14 protein-coding genes, 1 pseudogene and 1 riboswitch are annotated in these 15,884 nt (G+C 41.3%); of the genes and pseudogenes, 13 read left to right on the top strand and 2 right to left on the bottom strand.

The annotated features are described in order from the left end of the window. Positions 1-8 precede the first annotated feature (8 nt). The 7 genes and pseudogenes from DXB39_RS10675 to DXB39_RS10645 all read left to right on the top strand — a co-directional run bounded on the left by DXB39_RS10675 (position 9) and on the right by DXB39_RS10645 (position 6,795). Positions 9-953, top strand: a complete 945-nt coding sequence (locus DXB39_RS10675) for an L-lactate dehydrogenase (RefSeq protein ID WP_117841718.1) — start codon at positions 9-11, stop codon at positions 951-953. Positions 954-980: 27 nt separating this feature from the next. Further along, complete coding sequence (locus DXB39_RS10670; RefSeq protein WP_023920586.1) at positions 981-1,355, top strand: desulfoferrodoxin family protein; 375 nt, start codon at positions 981-983, stop codon at positions 1,353-1,355. 90 nt (positions 1,356-1,445) lie between these two features. After that, the gene (locus DXB39_RS10665) at positions 1,446-1,601 is read left to right on the top strand and encodes a rubredoxin (RefSeq protein WP_012740305.1); all 156 of its coding nucleotides are present in this window, start codon (positions 1,446-1,448) and stop codon (positions 1,599-1,601) included. After that, the gene (locus DXB39_RS10660; protein ID WP_199535135.1) at positions 1,602-2,861 is read left to right on the top strand and encodes an HD domain-containing phosphohydrolase; all 1,260 of its coding nucleotides are present in this window, start codon (positions 1,602-1,604) and stop codon (positions 2,859-2,861) included. It abuts the gene before it with no gap. Beyond that, positions 2,848-3,048, top strand: a pseudogene (locus tag DXB39_RS15270) (bacteriohemerythrin); the annotation flags it as partial. The gene DXB39_RS10660 and the pseudogene DXB39_RS15270, both read left to right, overlap by 14 nt. A gap of 346 nt (positions 3,049-3,394) precedes the next feature. Continuing rightward, positions 3,395-4,027 carry an NUDIX domain-containing protein gene (locus DXB39_RS10650; RefSeq protein ID WP_243006019.1) on the top strand — a complete coding sequence of 211 codons (633 nt, stop codon included), beginning with the start codon at positions 3,395-3,397 and terminating at the stop codon, positions 4,025-4,027. After that, on the top strand, positions 4,024-6,795 hold the full coding sequence (locus tag DXB39_RS10645; protein WP_117841719.1) for a DEAD/DEAH box helicase family protein: 2,772 nt from the start codon (positions 4,024-4,026) through the stop codon (positions 6,793-6,795). Before DXB39_RS10650 ends, DXB39_RS10645 begins: the two co-directional genes overlap by 4 nt. On the opposite strand, the gene DXB39_RS10640 is transcribed toward DXB39_RS10645, so the two are convergent. Continuing rightward, positions 6,792-7,655 carry a type II CAAX endopeptidase family protein gene (locus tag DXB39_RS10640; RefSeq protein WP_117841720.1) on the bottom strand — a complete coding sequence of 288 codons (864 nt, stop codon included), beginning with the start codon at positions 7,653-7,655 and terminating at the stop codon, positions 6,792-6,794. The two genes, DXB39_RS10645 and DXB39_RS10640, sit on opposite strands and share 4 nt — an antisense overlap. A 247-nt stretch (positions 7,656-7,902) precedes the next feature. Here DXB39_RS10640 and DXB39_RS10635 point away from each other — a divergent pair, with 247 nt between their 5' ends. From DXB39_RS10635 to pflA, 5 genes are all read left to right on the top strand, one after another. Beyond that, positions 7,903-8,700 (top strand): transporter substrate-binding domain-containing protein, encoded by a 798-nt coding sequence (locus DXB39_RS10635; protein ID WP_117841721.1) that lies wholly within the window; start codon positions 7,903-7,905, stop codon positions 8,698-8,700. A gap of 20 nt (positions 8,701-8,720) precedes the next feature. After that, complete coding sequence (locus DXB39_RS10630) at positions 8,721-9,407, top strand: amino acid ABC transporter permease (protein WP_022242707.1); 687 nt, start codon at positions 8,721-8,723, stop codon at positions 9,405-9,407. Further along, positions 9,397-10,137 (top strand): amino acid ABC transporter ATP-binding protein, encoded by a 741-nt coding sequence (locus DXB39_RS10625; protein ID WP_022242706.1) that lies wholly within the window; start codon positions 9,397-9,399, stop codon positions 10,135-10,137. Before DXB39_RS10630 ends, DXB39_RS10625 begins: the two co-directional genes overlap by 11 nt. A gap of 83 nt (positions 10,138-10,220) precedes the next feature. Further along, positions 10,221-10,300, top strand: a riboswitch (ZMP/ZTP riboswitch). 177 nt (positions 10,301-10,477) lie between these two features. Then, positions 10,478-12,730, top strand: coding sequence for a formate C-acetyltransferase (gene pflB / locus DXB39_RS10620; protein WP_022242705.1), 2,253 nt, complete (start codon positions 10,478-10,480; stop codon positions 12,728-12,730). 145 nt (positions 12,731-12,875) lie between these two features. Then, entirely contained in the window at positions 12,876-13,610 is a 735-nt protein-coding gene (gene pflA / locus DXB39_RS10615; protein WP_117841722.1) for a pyruvate formate-lyase-activating protein, read from the top strand. 46 nt (positions 13,611-13,656) lie between these two features. Here pflA and DXB39_RS10610 read toward each other — a convergent pair whose 3' ends face one another. Then, complete coding sequence (locus tag DXB39_RS10610) at positions 13,657-14,469, bottom strand: MerR family transcriptional regulator (protein WP_117841723.1); 813 nt, start codon at positions 14,467-14,469, stop codon at positions 13,657-13,659. Between the two features lie 77 nt (positions 14,470-14,546). Between DXB39_RS10610 and DXB39_RS10605 the strand changes: the two genes are divergently transcribed. After that, positions 14,547-15,872 (top strand): MATE family efflux transporter, encoded by a 1,326-nt coding sequence (locus tag DXB39_RS10605; protein WP_117841724.1) that lies wholly within the window; start codon positions 14,547-14,549, stop codon positions 15,870-15,872. Positions 15,873-15,884 lie beyond the last annotated feature (12 nt).

The raw sequence follows: 15,884 nt of genomic DNA, 5'->3' as shown, positions 1-15,884 counted from the left end.
AGAAGAAAATGATTAATTCAAAAAAAGCAGTAATGATAGGCTGTGGCTTTGTTGGTTCTGCATCGGTATTTGCTCTGATGCAGAGTGGCTTGTTTACAGAGATTGTCCTTATCGATGCAGATAAGAACAAGGCAGAAGGAGAAGCGATGGATATCAGTCATGGTATTCCATTTGCGAGTCCGATGAAAATATATGCCGGAGATTATGATGATGTGGCTGATGCTGCAATTGTTGTCATATCTGCCGGAGCGGGACAGAAACCGGGAGAGACAAGGCTTGATCTCGTAAATAAAAATGTAGCAATATTTAAGTCAATCATTCCTGAAATAGCAAAGAGAAATTTTGCAGGTATCATGCTTGTAGTTGCGAATCCGGTAGATATCCTGACTCAGGTAGCTATAAAGTTATCAGGACTTCCGGAAAACAGGGTTATTGGATCGGGTACTGTGTTAGATAGTGCCAGATTAAGATATAAGCTTGGTGAGCATTTATCTGTGGACAGTAGGAGTGTTCATGCATTTATAGTAGGTGAGCATGGAGACAGCGAAGTTGTAGCATGGTCATCAGCCAATGTATCTGGTGTTCCATTAAGTGAAATGTGTGAAATGCGTGGACATTACAAGCACAAGGAAAACACGGCAGAAATAGCTACAGCAGTCAAGAACAGTGCTTATGAGATTATAAACAAAAAGCACGCTACATATTATGGAATTGCAATGTCTGTAAAAAGAATCTGCGAAGTGATTATGAGAGATGAAAAATCAATACTTCCTGTATCACACATGATGCATGGAGTATATGATATTGACGGAGTATCGTTAAGTATGCCAGCTATTGTAGGTGCAGATGGTATTGAGTCTGATATACCTATTAATTTAAGTGGCGAGGAAGCGTTAAAGCTTAAGGAATCTGCAGATTCATTGAAAAAGATTATGGAGACAATTGAATTATAAATTTTACACATGGAAGGAGAAAAAGGCATGGAAGTAAGGTATTATATTTGTAAGCATTGTGGAAACATTGTTGAAAAGGTAAAGGATAAGGGTGTACCTGTAATTTGTTGCGGAGAACCTATGCAGGAATTAAAAGCCGGAGTGACAGATGCTGCTGTCGAGAAGCATGTACCTGTATATACGATAGAAGGCAGTCATGTTCATGTCGTGGTCGGAGAGACAAAACATCCAATGCTTGAAGAGCATTTTATTGAGTGGATTACATTAAATACAAACCAGGGAATATACAGAAAACAGTTAAATCCAGGGCAGGAGCCGGTAGCAGATTTTTGTCTTTGCGATGGTGAACAGGTAGAAGAAGTATATGCATATTGTAACCTGCATGGATTATGGAAATGCTAAAAGTATTTATACATATTAAGGTTACAGAACAACACAAATATAACAGTAATATAGGCTGTGTATTAATATATTTACAAAGAGGAACAACGAATGAAATACGTATGTGATGTTTGCGGATGGGAATATGATGAGGAGAAAGGATATCCAGAAGGTGGTATTGCACCTGGTACAAAGTGGGAGGATATTCCGGAAGATTTTGAATGTCCGTTATGCTCTGTAGGAAAAGACCAGTTCTCAGAAGCATAAATGTATTATGATAGGATTATACCAATGAAAGAAGAACTAAGTATAGATATCATCGGACTTGCAGGAGCCTGTTCTTATGCTTTGGACTGTATAGAAGCAGAGTTGGTGAATATCAAAAACAAACATGGAAAAAGAGTGGCTTATATAAGTATATGCATGGCTGAATATTGGAAAATTCAAGGTGATGAATTACAAGATTTAGCCATGTGTGCTTTACTGCATGATAATGCTTTGACACAATATATTTCGGAAGAACTGAAAAAGGATTCCGTCATTCATTGTAAAAAAGATTTATCCGAGAAAAAAACAAATCTTCATTGTATTTATGGTGAAAAAAATATTACTAAAATTCCATTTAAAACAGATGTGTCAAATGTGATTTTGTATCATCATGAACATGCCGATGGAACTGGTCCTTTTCAAAAAAAGTGGAATGAAATTCCATTGTTTGCAAGGATTATTCATCTTGCAGATACCATTGATATTATAGGAAATAACACGGGATCTGGAAATAACAGTTGGAATTTTATATGTCAGTACCTTTTAAAAAATAGGGATGGATTATTCGATTCAGAATGTGTGAATGCCTTTTTTCATGCATTCACACATTCTGAATCTTTTATATGTTTAAGTGATAATTCTTTTGAAATGAAGCTATGGGAGATTATCCCAAGACAAAAACAGGTTTTTGATTGGAAAACGTGTAAAAATGTCGCAGATTTTTTTGCAAAGATTGTAGATTATAAATCTTCTTTTACAAGCAGACATTCTATAGGAGTGGCTGAAAAAGCAGCTTTTTTTGCTCAATATATCGGATATGATTCTATTAATGTGCAAAAAATTTATCTGGCTGGTGCACTGCATGATATTGGGAAGATGGCAGTAGGCAATGAAATTTTGGAAAAACCGGATAAGCTTACGGATGATGAATTTTCAAAAATGAAGAATCATGCTGGCTATACATACCTTATATTATCAGAGGTTAATGATTTTGAAGAAATACGAGACTGGGCAGCTTTCCATCATGAAAAATTAAATGGAAAAGGGTATCCTTTTGGAAAAACCGCAGCTGAATTAAATGAGCCGGAACGTATTATGGCATGTATTGATATTTATCAGGCATTAACCGAGGACAGACCATATAAGAAAGGTTTATCGCACGAAAAAACGTGTGAGATGCTCGATGACATGGCGCAGAAAGGTTTTGTTGATTCTGATATTTCCAGGAAAATTAGGGAATGTTTTGGTGGAATCTATTAATTATAAGAAGATATTTACACAGAAAGTTCAACATCAGGAATTTATACATAAACTTGATGAATTTATGGAACATCACAATGATGAGGTAGAAGATCAAGATGAACAGATTATGGGAATTTTAAAATATCTCACAGAGTGGTTAGTTAATCACATTCTGTATGTCGATGGTCAAATTCCAAAAGGCTGATATAGTAAGAAAGGCTGTTATTTTTCAGAGTAGCAGCCTTTTTTATTTTGAATATAAAATATGACACATACACTTGACAATATGCATACGTAGAAGAAACGCATCAAGTGCTTGCCAAGCGAAACTTTGTGCTGGCAGTAAGAGGAGGTATCTTTGGTGATAAACCAACTGCTTACTATGACTTTGGAGAGTAGAAAGCGACAAGATAGCTGTTTATTGGATGAAATAGGACATTTCTTCCCAAAAACAGTATGTTTATGGTATACTAGCTATTAGTAATGCGATTTCAACCGACATTACATATTATGATGAGAAATTAATACAAAGGACTATTCTTTCACAGCTTATGATGCAGGTGCAGGGCAGTGCTGCCCGGGTAAATGGTGAAGGTATCTATACGGACAGCAGAGACCATGGTAAACAGTTTTCAGTGGGCGGATTAGGTAACTTTGACAAGAGCGAGGAAACGAAAATGACAGAAAGTAAGATACTTCTGGTATTAGATAAAAAAGATTATGAGGATGGCATGCCGGTATTTGAAAGAAAGTGCGTCCGGGCAATCATAAAAAAGAATGGAAAAATTGCAGTCCAGCGCGGCAGGGCAGGGGACTGCAAAATATTAGGCGGTGGCATGGATGGTGAGGAAGATTTTGAAACGGCACTTTCCAGAGAAGTATTAGAAGAGGGCGGATTGATATTATGTCCGGGAAGTATGCAGCTGTTGGGCGAGATAGAAGAAAAACGCCGTGATTTATTTGAAACAGATAAAATATATCACTGTCACACCTATTTCTTTGCCTGTGCAGTTGAGGAGAGAACAACAGAACCGCATATGACAGAAAGCGAGAAGGCAAAAGGCTATCATCTGGAATGGATGACACCGGAAGAGATTGTAAAAGCAAATGAGCCATTTTCGAAGGAACCGTGGATATATCGCGATACTGCATTTATTAAAATGTTGATGGAGGGAAATTTATGAACACAGGATATGAGGGAATCCTGCAATTTCGGGGAAAGTGGAGAGATTATCAGGAAAGAGTACTCTTACATGCGCAGCAGTATTTGAAGGATGGAAAGATACATATTGTGGCAGCGCCGGGTTCCGGCAAGACTACACTTGGAATAGAACTGATTCGGAGGCTGGGAGCACCCTGCCTTATTTTTTCACCCAGCATTACCATCCGCCAGCAATGGCTGATGCGTATACAGGAGGGCTTCTTAACCGAAGAGGCAGATCCGCAGGAAATATTATCCAATGATTTAAAACAGATGAAGCAGATGACTGCAACGACTTATCAGGCACTGTACAGTGCCATGAAGCGGGAGCAGGGCACACTGGAAGAGGACAGCGGGGAAGCGGCAGAGGAAGATGCAGCAGCCAGTGAAGCGGTGGATGGAGTAGATGCGGCAGACAGTAAAGTGGCAGCCGGCGGAGTGACAGAAGAAGCAGATGGAGAGAAGGAAACGGAGCAGGTTGACTACCGGGATTTCGATATTTTTAAGGCAGTGAAGGAAGCCGGTATTACAACAATTTGTCTGGATGAGGCACATCACCTTCGTAGTGAGTGGTGGAAGGCACTGGAGACTTTCTTAGACAAGCTGCCGGATGTGAAAATCATTGCATTGACAGCAACACCGCCATATGACAGCACACCGGCACAGTGGAAGCGTTATATCGATATGTGCGGACCGATTGATGAAGAAATCTTTACACCGGAACTGGTAAGAGAAGGAAGTCTCTGCCCGCATCAGGACTATGTTTATTTTAACTGGCCGACAAGAGAAGAGGAAGCATATGTCAGGGAACATCAGAAGCGGATGCAGATGCAGGTGCAGAAAATGATGGCAGATGAGACTTTGCGAAGAATCGTATCTTCCCATCAGGGGCTTATGCATCCGGAAGAATACAGTGAGCGGTTCTTAGATAAACCGGAGTATTTTACAGCACTGCTGGTATACTGCCAGGCAAAAGGGATTCCATTTTCAGGTTATTTAAGGAAGCTCATCGGAACAAAGGGAAAGCTGCCGGGAATGGATGCACACTGGATGGAAGTGTTACTGCAGGGTGTTCTTTATGAGGACAGAGAGTCCTATACCATGATGGAAGCAGAGCGGGAAAGCCTGCTGCAGGAATTAAAAGAGGCAGGAGCCATCTACCGGAACAAGGTTGCACTGCGGGATAATGAAGCCATAAAAAAGGTACTTATGAAAAGCCAGGGAAAGATGGAGAGCATCCATACCATTGTGCAGGCTGAGTATGAGGCACTGGGAAATGATTTACGCCTTCTGGTTCTCTGCGATTATATTAAGAAAGACAAATTGCCGGAGATTGGAAGTAAAGATACACTGGTAACAGAGCTTGGTGCAGTGCCGATTTTTGAATATTTAAGGCGGCAGAACATGACTGGAATCCGGCTGGGTGTACTGAGCGGAACAGTGATAATCGTTCCAATGGCAGTGGAAGCAAAACTGCCGGAATTGCTGGCACAGTATGGCTGCAGCGGAACGTTAAATCCACTGGGAGATACCGGATACGGACAGCTTATGATAAAAGGAAAGAGTACCCACACCGTAGCTGTTGTGACGGAGTTATTCCGCCAGGGAGAGATTCATACACTGATTGGAACCAAGTCATTGCTGGGAGAAGGCTGGGATGCACCGTGCATCAATTCCCTGATACTGGCAACTTATGTAGGGTCTTTTATGCTGAGTAACCAGATGCGTGGAAGAGCAATCCGTACCGATAGAGAGCAGCCGGATAAGACCGGAAACATCTGGCACCTTGCCTGTATTTTTCCAAAAGAGCGGGGACAGCAGAGTAATACCGATGCAGAGGGCGATTATGAAATGCTGGAACGCCGGTTTGAATCATTTTTAGGAGTATCCTGCAGGGAAGATGTAATCGAAAGCGGAATCGGTCGGCTGGACATTCCAAAGATAACATCAAAATATGAGGTAGATAAAGCAAACCGCATGATGCTTGAGCGTGCAAAGGACAGAAATGCATTGAGGCTGCGATGGAACCAGTCCTTACAGGAAGTGCGAAATCAGATGGAAATAGAACAGATAGATGAAATTGCAGCAAAAGAAATAGAAACCGGATATATCTTTATCAATGCGGTCTGCATAGAAATCATACAGGTAATACTTGCAATGCTCTTAATGAGTGGAAGAATGATGGCACAGAAGCTTGGTAATCATCCGGCTTTCCTGTTACTTGGAATTGCGCTGTTAGCCGCATTTGCCGGAATTGTCTATCAGGGGATACGTCTGTTTAAATTCAGCACCCCGGCAAGACGGATGAAACAGCTTAGCGAAGCAATGCTAGATGCATTGAGGGAATGCGGGGAATTAGAGGATGGTGCCCATTGCAGGACAGAAGTAGAATCCTTTAACGGACTTGTGGTAGGTACCTGGCTTAAAGGTGGAACCACCAGAGATAAGACAACCTATTCTGCCTGCATGGAAGAATTGTGGGGTGTTATTGATAATCCAAGATATCTTCTTATCCGGGAAAAAATCTTTGGCACATCAAGAGAGTGTTACAGTGTCCCGGAAATATTCGGAAGACAAAAGGAACGTGCCCTGATTTTTGAAAAACATATGAAAAGGGCTCTTGGACCATACCATGTGGTATATACAAGAACCCCGGAAGGACGAAAATTATTATTAAAAGAGCGGACACGCTCCTTTGTAAATCAAAACCAGAGCCTTTTGCAGGGAAAGAAAATTGCAAAAGGATATTAAGAATAATAAGAATTTTCAATTTTTGGATATTTTTTATTTACTCCAAAGAAAAAGAGGAGCAGTCCTGCAACCAGTAGTCCTGCACCAACAAAGAACCACAGGAAGAAGAACGGAACGGTATCTGCTTTATACATAAACCAGTCCGGAGAGAAGGTTCCCCAGATGTTAAAGAGGATATGGAAAAGCATGGAAGGATAAATGCTGCGGCTTTTCTCGCAGATAAATCCAAGAACAATTCCTACCACAAAAGCATAAACACCCTGAATCATATTCATATGGAACACACCAAAGAGCAGTGCCTGCAAGAGGTTCGCAACCCAGAAAGGCATTGCTCTTTTGGCATATTTCAAAGTCAGTCCACGGAAAATCAGTTCTTCACAGACAGGTCCAATCAGAACGGAATAGAGAACCAGAATCAGGGAAGGCTTATCCAGTCCCACCGATTCTACCAGGTTACTGTAATATTCCAGCCAGTGCGGGTTAATGGCTGCAGTAAAAGATACAATGTAATTGGTAATATACTGTAATCCTACTGCAGTAATAAGAATGCCGAAGATAACCGGAATATTAAAAGGTTTCCGTACATTTTCCGGTTCTGTCTGCCGGAACTTTTTATAATACCAGTAGGCAAATACCACAAGGGCAACAGTACCGTAGGCTGCACTGACACCGGCATTAAAATTGGCGGTGGAAATAATATTTAAAAATGCATCCATACAGTCATCGATAGAAGTTGCCCCTTTGGTATAAAAACCACCCAGCAGGGCAAGCCCTACTGCCGGAATGGAGATAAGCTGCTGCAGGCCAAATGCCAGCAGAGCCGGAAGAAAACAGAACATAATTCTGCCAAATCGCTTCATGAAAAAACCTCCTCAAGTATCATCACTTTTCTTGGCACATTATAACAATTATGAAGCGAATATGCAAACTACTGAGGTACCGCCTGTTTAAAAATACATGGAAAAATGTATTTTTAAATGCAGACAAATACTCTCCGGGTACTTGTGAAATAGGCGGAATCATGCTATACTAGGCGTTATGTTGATATATTTTATGATGCTGTATGAAATATAAATTCACATAATTATAATCAGAGGAGGAATAAATATGAAGAACATGAAGAAATTTGCAGCACTTTTATTAACTGCAGCAATGACAGTAGCAATGGTAGGATGTGGCTCATCTGTAGCTGCAAACACAGTAAATTCCAAGGATGACCTTCCGGGAAAGAAAATCGGTGTTCAGCTTGGAACAACCGGAGATGCCGATGCAACAGCATACGAGGACGAAGGAAGCACCGTAGAGCGTTACAACAAAGGTTCTGATGCAATCCAGGCATTAAAGACCGGTAAGATCGACTGTGTAATCATCGACAAGCAGCCAGCAGAGGCATTTGTTGAGAAGAATGATGACTTGAAAATCTTAGATGATACCTTTGATGCAGAGGAATATGCAATCTGTATCGCAAAAGATAACACAGATTTAACAGACGAATTCAACAAAGCAATCGAAGAGTTAAAAGCAGACGGAACAATCGATACTATCATCAGCAACTATATTGGTGATGAAACAGGAGAGCATCCATATGAGACTCCGGAGGGAACAGAATATCCAAACGGAAAACTTACCATGGCAACCAATGCACAGTTTGAGCCATACGAATATTATGATGGTGACAACGTAGTTGGTATCGATGCAGATATCGCAAAAGCAATCTGTGACAAGCTTGGTTATGATTTAGAGATTGAAGATATGGAATTTGATGCAATCATCGCAGCAGTATCTTCCGGTAAAGCAGATTTTGGTGCAGCAGGAATGACTGTAACAGAAGACCGTCTTAAGAACATTGACTTTACAGATACTTATGCAACAGCAAGCCAGGTTATTGTAGTAAGAAATAAATAATCGGTATAGGAGGAAAGACCTTGAGCGATTTTTTAAGCAGCTTTCAACAGGATTTTATAGAGAAAGACAGATATCTTTATCTGTTACGTGGCCTTGGCAATACACTGCTTATTGCAGTGCTTGCAGTACTTCTGGGTATTGTGGTTGGATTTTTAGTCGCAATTATCCGTTCCACCCATGATAAACATGGTGGATTAAATGTTTTGAATTTTATATGTAAAGTGTATCTTACCATATGGCGTGGAACCCCTACGATGGTACAGCTTTTGATTATGTACTATATTATTCTGGTTGCACTCGATAATAAGATTGCAGTGGCTGTAATCGCTTTTGGTTTGAATTCGGCTGCCTATGTGGCAGAGATTGTACGTTCCGGAATCATGTCTGTAGACGAAGGACAGTTTGAAGCTGGACGAAGCCTCGGACTGAATTATTCGCAGACCATGCGTCTGATTATTCTGCCACAGGCATTTAAGAATGTACTTCCGGCACTGGCAAATGAGTTTATTACCTTACTGAAAGAGACTTCCATCAGTGGATATATTGCAATCCCGGATCTGACAAAGGGTGGCGATATCATCCGTAGCCAGACCTATGACCCGTTCTTACCATTGTTCGGTGTTGCAATTATCTACCTGATAATCGTTATGATTTTAACGGCTGGTGTACATAAACTGGAAACGAGGTTGAGAACAAATGAGCGATAAGAAGGTATTGATTGAAGTAAAGGATTTGTGTAAATCCTTTGGAAATGTAAATGTATTAAATGGTATCTCCACAGAAATCGCCCAGGGAGAGGTGGTTGCCATCATCGGACCATCCGGTTGTGGTAAATCCACATTCTTACGTTCCTTAAATCTTTTAGAGGAGCCGACTTCCGGTGTGATTACTTTTGAAGGAACAGATATCACGGATAAATCTGTAGACATCAACAAGATGCGTCAGAAGATTGGAATGGTATTCCAGCAGTTCAATCTGTTCCCGAATTATACCGTAAAAGGAAATATCATGCTGGCACCGGTTCAGACCGGACTTATGAATAAGGAAGAGGCCTCTAAGCGTGCGGACGAGCTTTTGATGAGAGTCGGACTGTCTGATAAAGCAGATACCTATCCGGCAATGCTTTCCGGTGGACAGAAACAGCGTATTGCAATTGCAAGAGCACTGGCAATGAATCCGGATGTCATGTTATTTGACGAGCCGACTTCCGCACTGGATCCGGAAATGGTAGGAGAAGTTCTTGAAATTATGAAAGAACTGGCACAGGACGGAATGACTATGGTAGTGGTAACGCACGAAATGGGATTTGCAAGAGAAGTGGCAAGCCGTGTCATGTTTATCAATGAAGGACAGATTCAGGAAGAGAATACACCGGCAGAATTCTTCGCCAATCCACAGAATCCGCGTCTTTGCGACTTCCTTTCCAAAGTATTGTAGGGAAAGAACAGATAAAACGGAAAAAATAGTTGATAAAAAGTTTTCATAAGCTATTGCAATCAGAAAAGAAATAGTCTATGATAAAACCGTTATATGACTGACGGATAAGTGGAAAAACCACATGAAGTATAACGAAAACGAGCCGACCGTCTGGGCGATGAACCTGGAGGACTGGCTCGTTTTCTTGTATTTACATGATGTTTTGTATGATTTTTTGAACATCAAAACGTATTGACAAAAAAATGACAGTCAGTATATACTAACTACAGTTAAACAAGACTAATTCTAATTAGTAACCATTCAGTGTTCATGCTGAGTATATTTTTAGGAGGATATCGCAATGATAGAAATGAAAGAGTGGGATGGATTCGAAGGACGTCTCTGGAAAGAAGAAATCAATGTTCGTCAGTTCATTCAGGACAACTACACTCCATATGATGGAGATGAGAGCTTTTTAGCTGAGCCGACAGATGCAACTAACAAGCTATGGGGGGCACTTCAGAAATTACAGAAAGAAGAGCGTGCTAAGGGCGGCGTTCTTGATATGGAGACAGAGGTTGTAACCGGAATTACAGCTTATGGTCCGGGATATATTGATGAAAGCTTAAAAGATTTAGAGCAGGTAGTTGGTCTTCAGACTGACAAACCATTAAAGAGAGCTTTCATGCCATATGGTGGAATCAAGATGGCTGTTCAGGCATGTGAGACCTACGGTTATGAAGTAAATGATAAATTAAAAGAAATTTTCACCAAGTATCATAAGACACACAATACAGCAGTATTTGATGCTTATACACCGGAAATGATGAAGGTTCGTCATGCTAAGATTTTAACAGGTCTTCCGGATACCTACGGTCGTGGACGTATTGTAGGTGATTACCGCCGTGTAGCATTATACGGACTGGATTACTTAATCGCTGAGAAGAAGAAGGACAAAGCCAACTGCGGATGCGGACAGATGACAGATGATGTCATCCGTTTAAGAGAAGAAATTGCAGAGCAGATTAAATGTCTGGAAGACATGAAGAAACTGGCTGAGATTTACGGATATGATATTTCAAGACCTGCAACCAATGCAAAAGAGGCTGTTCAGTGGTTATACTTCGGATACCTTGCAGCAATCAAGACACAGAACGGTGCAGCGATGTCAGTAGGACGTGTTTCTACTTTCCTTGATATTTATATTAAGAGAGATATGGATAAGGGAATTCTTACCGAGCAGCAGGCTCAGGAGCTGATTGACCATTTCACAATGAAACTTCGTATGGTTAAATTCGCACGTATTCCTTCTTATAACCAGTTATTCTCCGGTGACCCTGTATGGGCAACCCTTGATGTAGCAGGAACAGGTGTAGACGGACGTTCCATGGTAACCAGGACAGACTTCCGTTTCCTTCATACTTTAGAGAATATGGGACCGGCACCGGAACCAAATCTTACTGTATTCTATTCATCCAGACTGCCACAGACCTTCCGTGATTATGCAGCACGTATCTCGATTGAAACAAGCTCAATCCAGTATGAGAACGATGATGCAATGAAACCGGTATGGGGCGATGATTACGCAATCTGCTGCTGTGTATCTGCTACACAGACAGGTAAAGAGATGCAGTTCTTCGGCGCTCGTGCAAACCTTGCAAAATGTCTGCTTTACGCAATCAACGGTGGTGTTGATGAAAAATCAGGCGAGCAGGTAGGACCAAACTACGCACCAATTACAGCTGAATATCTTGACTATGATGAAGTAATGGCAAAATATGACAAGATGATGGACTGGTTAGTAGACATCTATGTAAATACACTGAACCTGATTCAGTATATGCATGATAAATATTACTATGAAGCAGCAGAGCTTTCTCTGATGGATACCGACTTAAAGAGAACTTTTGCAACCGGTATTGCAGGATTTTCACATGTTATCGATTCTCTTTCTGCAATCAAATATGCAAAAGTAAAAGTCGTACGTGATGAGAACGGACTTGCAAAAGACTTCGAAATCGAAGGAGACTTCCCGAAGTACGGAAATGATGATGACCGTGCAGATGAAATCGGAGTATGGCTGCTTAAGACTTTCATGGATAAATTAAAGAAACATCATACTTATCGTGATTCTGAGCCTACAACTTCTATCCTTACCATTACTTCTAACGTGGTATATGGTAAAGCAACCGGAGCTATGCCGGATGGACGTAAAGCCGGCGAACCACTTTCACCGGGAGCTAACCCATCTTACGGTGCAGAGCAGAACGGACTTTTAGCTTCCTTAAACTCTCTGACCAAGCTTCCATATGAGTGGGCATTAGATGGTATTTCCAATACACAGACCATCAATCCTGGCGCACTTGGAAACAACGAGCAGGAAAGAATCGATAACCTTGTAAATGTAATGGACGGATACTTTGATCAGGGTGCACATCATCTGAATGTTAATGTATTTGGCAAAGAAAAGCTTATTGATGCAATGGAGCATCCGGAGAAAGAAGAGTATGCAAACTTCACAATCCGTGTATCCGGCTATGCAGTTAAGTTCATCGACCTGACAAAAGAGCAGCAGCTTGATGTTATTGCCCGTACCTGTCATGAGCGTATGTAATTTAAGACAGTAACCGAACTGCGGGGAGTATACGATTTTCCGCGATTCAGGTAAAGCAGAATGTGCAGGCTTAATGAAAAAAGCCTGCACATTTTTATCACAGGTTGTTAAACATCCGTAAGTATTTTTGTGTATAGGAGGCAATATGAGTGAAATAAAAGGACACATCCATTCTGTAGAAAGCTTTGGTTCGGCAGACGGACCGGGTGTAAGATATATTGTATTTTTGAAAGGCTGTAACATGAGATGTCAGTACTGCCATAACCCGGATACCTGGGCAAAAGATGGCGGAGAGCTGATGACACCGGAAGAAGTGTTAAAAAAAGCACTTCGCTATAAAACATATTGGAAAGAAAAGGGCGGAATCACCGTAAGCGGTGGAGAGGCTCTTTTACAGATAGATTTCGTAACAGAACTGTTCCGGCTGGCAAAAGAAAAAGGGGTAAATACCTGTCTCGATACCTCTGGCAATCCATTTTCCTTGGAAGAACCATTTAAAAGTAAATTTGATGAGCTGATGAAATATACAGACCTCTTTATGTTAGACATTAAGCATATGGATGATGCAGCACACCGGAAACTCACCGGACAGACGAATCAGAATATTTTGGAAATGGCAGCTTATTTATCAGACCATGGCAAAGCAATGTGGATCCGCCATGTGCTGGTGCCTGGTATTACAACAGAAGAGGATGAGCTTCACCGCTTAAGAAGTTTTCTTGATACCCTTAAGACAGTAGAGCGGGTGGAAGTGCTGCCATATCATACCTTAGGCGTCTTTAAATGGAAGGAACTTGGAATTCCATACCAGTTAGAAGGCGTAGACCCGCCTACAAAGGAGCAGATAGACCGGGCAAAAGAGATTCTTGGGGCACTGTAAAATAGATAAGCAAATGTAGGGGAAAATGAAACTGTAATGCTGCTTTTTAGATTCTGACGATAATGCGGGTAAGATATTCACTTTGTTTATCCGTCATGGTAGCGTTAATCAATTCTTCTTCATAGAATCTGCCATCGGATGAAGTAATCTGGTGCTGCTTCATGTAGCTGCGCAGCCTGTCATAAGCGAGTGAAATATCATCCCAGTCTCCCAGGTGATAGGCGGCGAGACATTTAGAAGCCGGAAGAATCCGGTAAGGCATTTTCTTGGGAGGGGTCTGCATGGCAAGGCATACTTCGTGATAAAGATTGTGGGCACCCCGGGCAAGGTCACGTTCCATCTGGATATAAAGCACCGTAAAACCGGTAGTTTCCTTGCTTTCATAATAGGAGTTCAGAAGCTCACTGACTTTTACGGAGATGGTCTTATCATCGGAAGAACTGACATGGTGTGCTGCAATATAAAATCCTGGCAGAGAGACTTCTTCAATGATATCCGGATTTGTAGTCAGGCTGGTTTTAATTCGTTTCTGCTGTCTTTGAATCCACTTCTGCTTTTCTTTTAATGCACGAATCTGCTGTTCGATGACAGCGTTTTCTTTCGTAAGAAGTGTGGCATAATTTTCCGGGCTTCGGTGTTCCATGTATTCTTTAATTTCCGGCAGAGGCATGCCAAGTTCCCGCAGCGTGATAATGGCATCTAACACATCCATCTGGCGGACGGTGTAGTAGCGGTAGTCATTGTCCCCTCTTGCTTCGGGTGAAAAAATGCCAAGCTGGTCGTAGTGAAACAGTGTATTTTTTGTAGTGCCCATCATCCTGGCAACTTCTCCGGTGGTCAGATATTCATTTCTACTCATTAAAAAATCTCCTTGACTATATGGTTACCATATAGTTTATGATAGCAAATAGTGATTCATAAGACAAGGAGGTTATCATGTCGAATTCATTAAATCAGAACTTTAAAACATTATCCTTATTGAAATTTGCATTGCCATCTATGATTATGATGGTATTTATGTCATTGTATACAATCATAGATGGAATCTTTGTGTCAAGACTGGTAGGAGAAAGCGCTCTTTCTGCAGTCAATATTGTATGGCCGGTTATTTGTATTCTCATTGCAATCGGCGTTATGTTAGCAACCGGTGGAAGTGCAGTGGTAGCAAGAAAAATGGGTGAGGGAGATGAAAAGGGAGCATGTGAGAACTTTACTTTTCTTGCAGTGGCAGGAGTTGCTGTAAGCCTGGTGCTGCTGGTTATTGTATTACTTTTTCATAAACCGATTGTATATGCATTAGGAGCAGACGACTCTTTATTCGAAAATGGGAAAACATATCTTATTTATATGATGTATTTTGGACCGTGCTGTATTTTGCAGAGTTTATTTCAGTGCTTCTTTGTGACTGCAGGAAAACCTGCATATGGACTCGGACTGATTACTGCCGGAGGTGTAGCCAATGCAATCTTAGATTATGTCTTTATGGGGCCAATGCAGCTTGGCATTGCCGGAGCAGCTATTGCAACAGGCATCGGACAGATGATTCCTGCGGTAGTGGGAGTCATCTATTTCCTGGTGAAAAGAAAAGGACTTCATTTTACCCACTTCCATTGGGATGGAAAAGCATTGTGGCAGTCCTGCACCAACGGTTCTTCCGAGATGGTAACGAACCTTTCCAATGCAGTAATTACATACCTTTTTAATATTATTCTGATGCGTATGGTTGGAGCAGACGGGGTAGCTGCAATTACCATTATTTTATACGGACAGTTTTTATTCAATGCGCTGTATCTTGGATTTTCCATGGGTGTGGCACCGGTTATCAGCTTCCAGTACGGAGCAAAGAACAGTGAAAAATTAAGTAACGTTTACCATATCAGTAACCGGTTTGTAAAAATATCCTCCGGCTTTATGGCGGTGGCATCCGTCCTTCTGGCGAAGCCGATTACATCAGTATTTGTCTCAGAAAGCAGTCATACCTTTGCAATGACAGTTACGGGATTTGCATTGTTTGGCATCAACTATCTTTTCAGCGGCTATAACGTATTTACATCTTCACTGTTCACGGCACTTTCTGATGGAAAAACATCTGCACTGGTATCCTTCAGCAGAACCTTTGTCTGTATTCTGGCCTCTTTACTGATTCTGCCGCAAATTATCGGATTAAAGGGAGTCTGGCTGGCAGTTCCGGTGGCAGAATTTGTGACATCAGGACTTTCTTTTTACTGTCAGAGAAGAAATTTATCGAAATACGGAATTTAAGAAACTTTTTTT

Source organism: Roseburia sp. OM03-7AC, from assembly GCF_003462625.1.
Lineage (GTDB): Bacteria > Bacillota > Clostridia > Lachnospirales > Lachnospiraceae > Roseburia_C > Roseburia_C amylophila.
Note: the sequence above shows the minus strand (reverse complement) of the source record. Positions and strands in the feature narration are given on the sequence as shown.

Excerpts from the sequence above, each read along its gene's own strand:
- DXB39_RS10675 (WP_117841718.1), top strand. The coding sequence starts at position 9 with ATGATTAATTCAAAAAAAGCAGTAATGATAGGCTGTGGCTTTGTTGGT.
- DXB39_RS10670 (WP_023920586.1), top strand. The coding sequence starts at position 981 with ATGGAAGTAAGGTATTATATTTGTAAGCATTGTGGAAACATTGTTGAA.
- DXB39_RS10665 (WP_012740305.1), top strand. The coding sequence starts at position 1,446 with ATGAAATACGTATGTGATGTTTGCGGATGGGAATATGATGAGGAGAAA.
- DXB39_RS10660 (WP_199535135.1), top strand. The coding sequence starts at position 1,602 with ATGTATTATGATAGGATTATACCAATGAAAGAAGAACTAAGTATAGAT.
- DXB39_RS10650 (WP_243006019.1), top strand. The coding sequence starts at position 3,395 with ATGATGCAGGTGCAGGGCAGTGCTGCCCGGGTAAATGGTGAAGGTATC.
- DXB39_RS10645 (WP_117841719.1), top strand. The coding sequence starts at position 4,024 with ATGAACACAGGATATGAGGGAATCCTGCAATTTCGGGGAAAGTGGAGA.
- DXB39_RS10640 (WP_117841720.1), bottom strand. The coding sequence starts at position 7,655 with ATGAAGCGATTTGGCAGAATTATGTTCTGTTTTCTTCCGGCTCTGCTG.
- DXB39_RS10635 (WP_117841721.1), top strand. The coding sequence starts at position 7,903 with ATGAAGAACATGAAGAAATTTGCAGCACTTTTATTAACTGCAGCAATG.
- DXB39_RS10625 (WP_022242706.1), top strand. The coding sequence starts at position 9,397 with ATGAGCGATAAGAAGGTATTGATTGAAGTAAAGGATTTGTGTAAATCC.
- pflB (WP_022242705.1), top strand. The coding sequence starts at position 10,478 with ATGATAGAAATGAAAGAGTGGGATGGATTCGAAGGACGTCTCTGGAAA.
- pflA (WP_117841722.1), top strand. The coding sequence starts at position 12,876 with ATGAGTGAAATAAAAGGACACATCCATTCTGTAGAAAGCTTTGGTTCG.
- DXB39_RS10610 (WP_117841723.1), bottom strand. The coding sequence starts at position 14,469 with ATGAGTAGAAATGAATATCTGACCACCGGAGAAGTTGCCAGGATGATG.
- DXB39_RS10605 (WP_117841724.1), top strand. The coding sequence starts at position 14,547 with ATGTCGAATTCATTAAATCAGAACTTTAAAACATTATCCTTATTGAAA.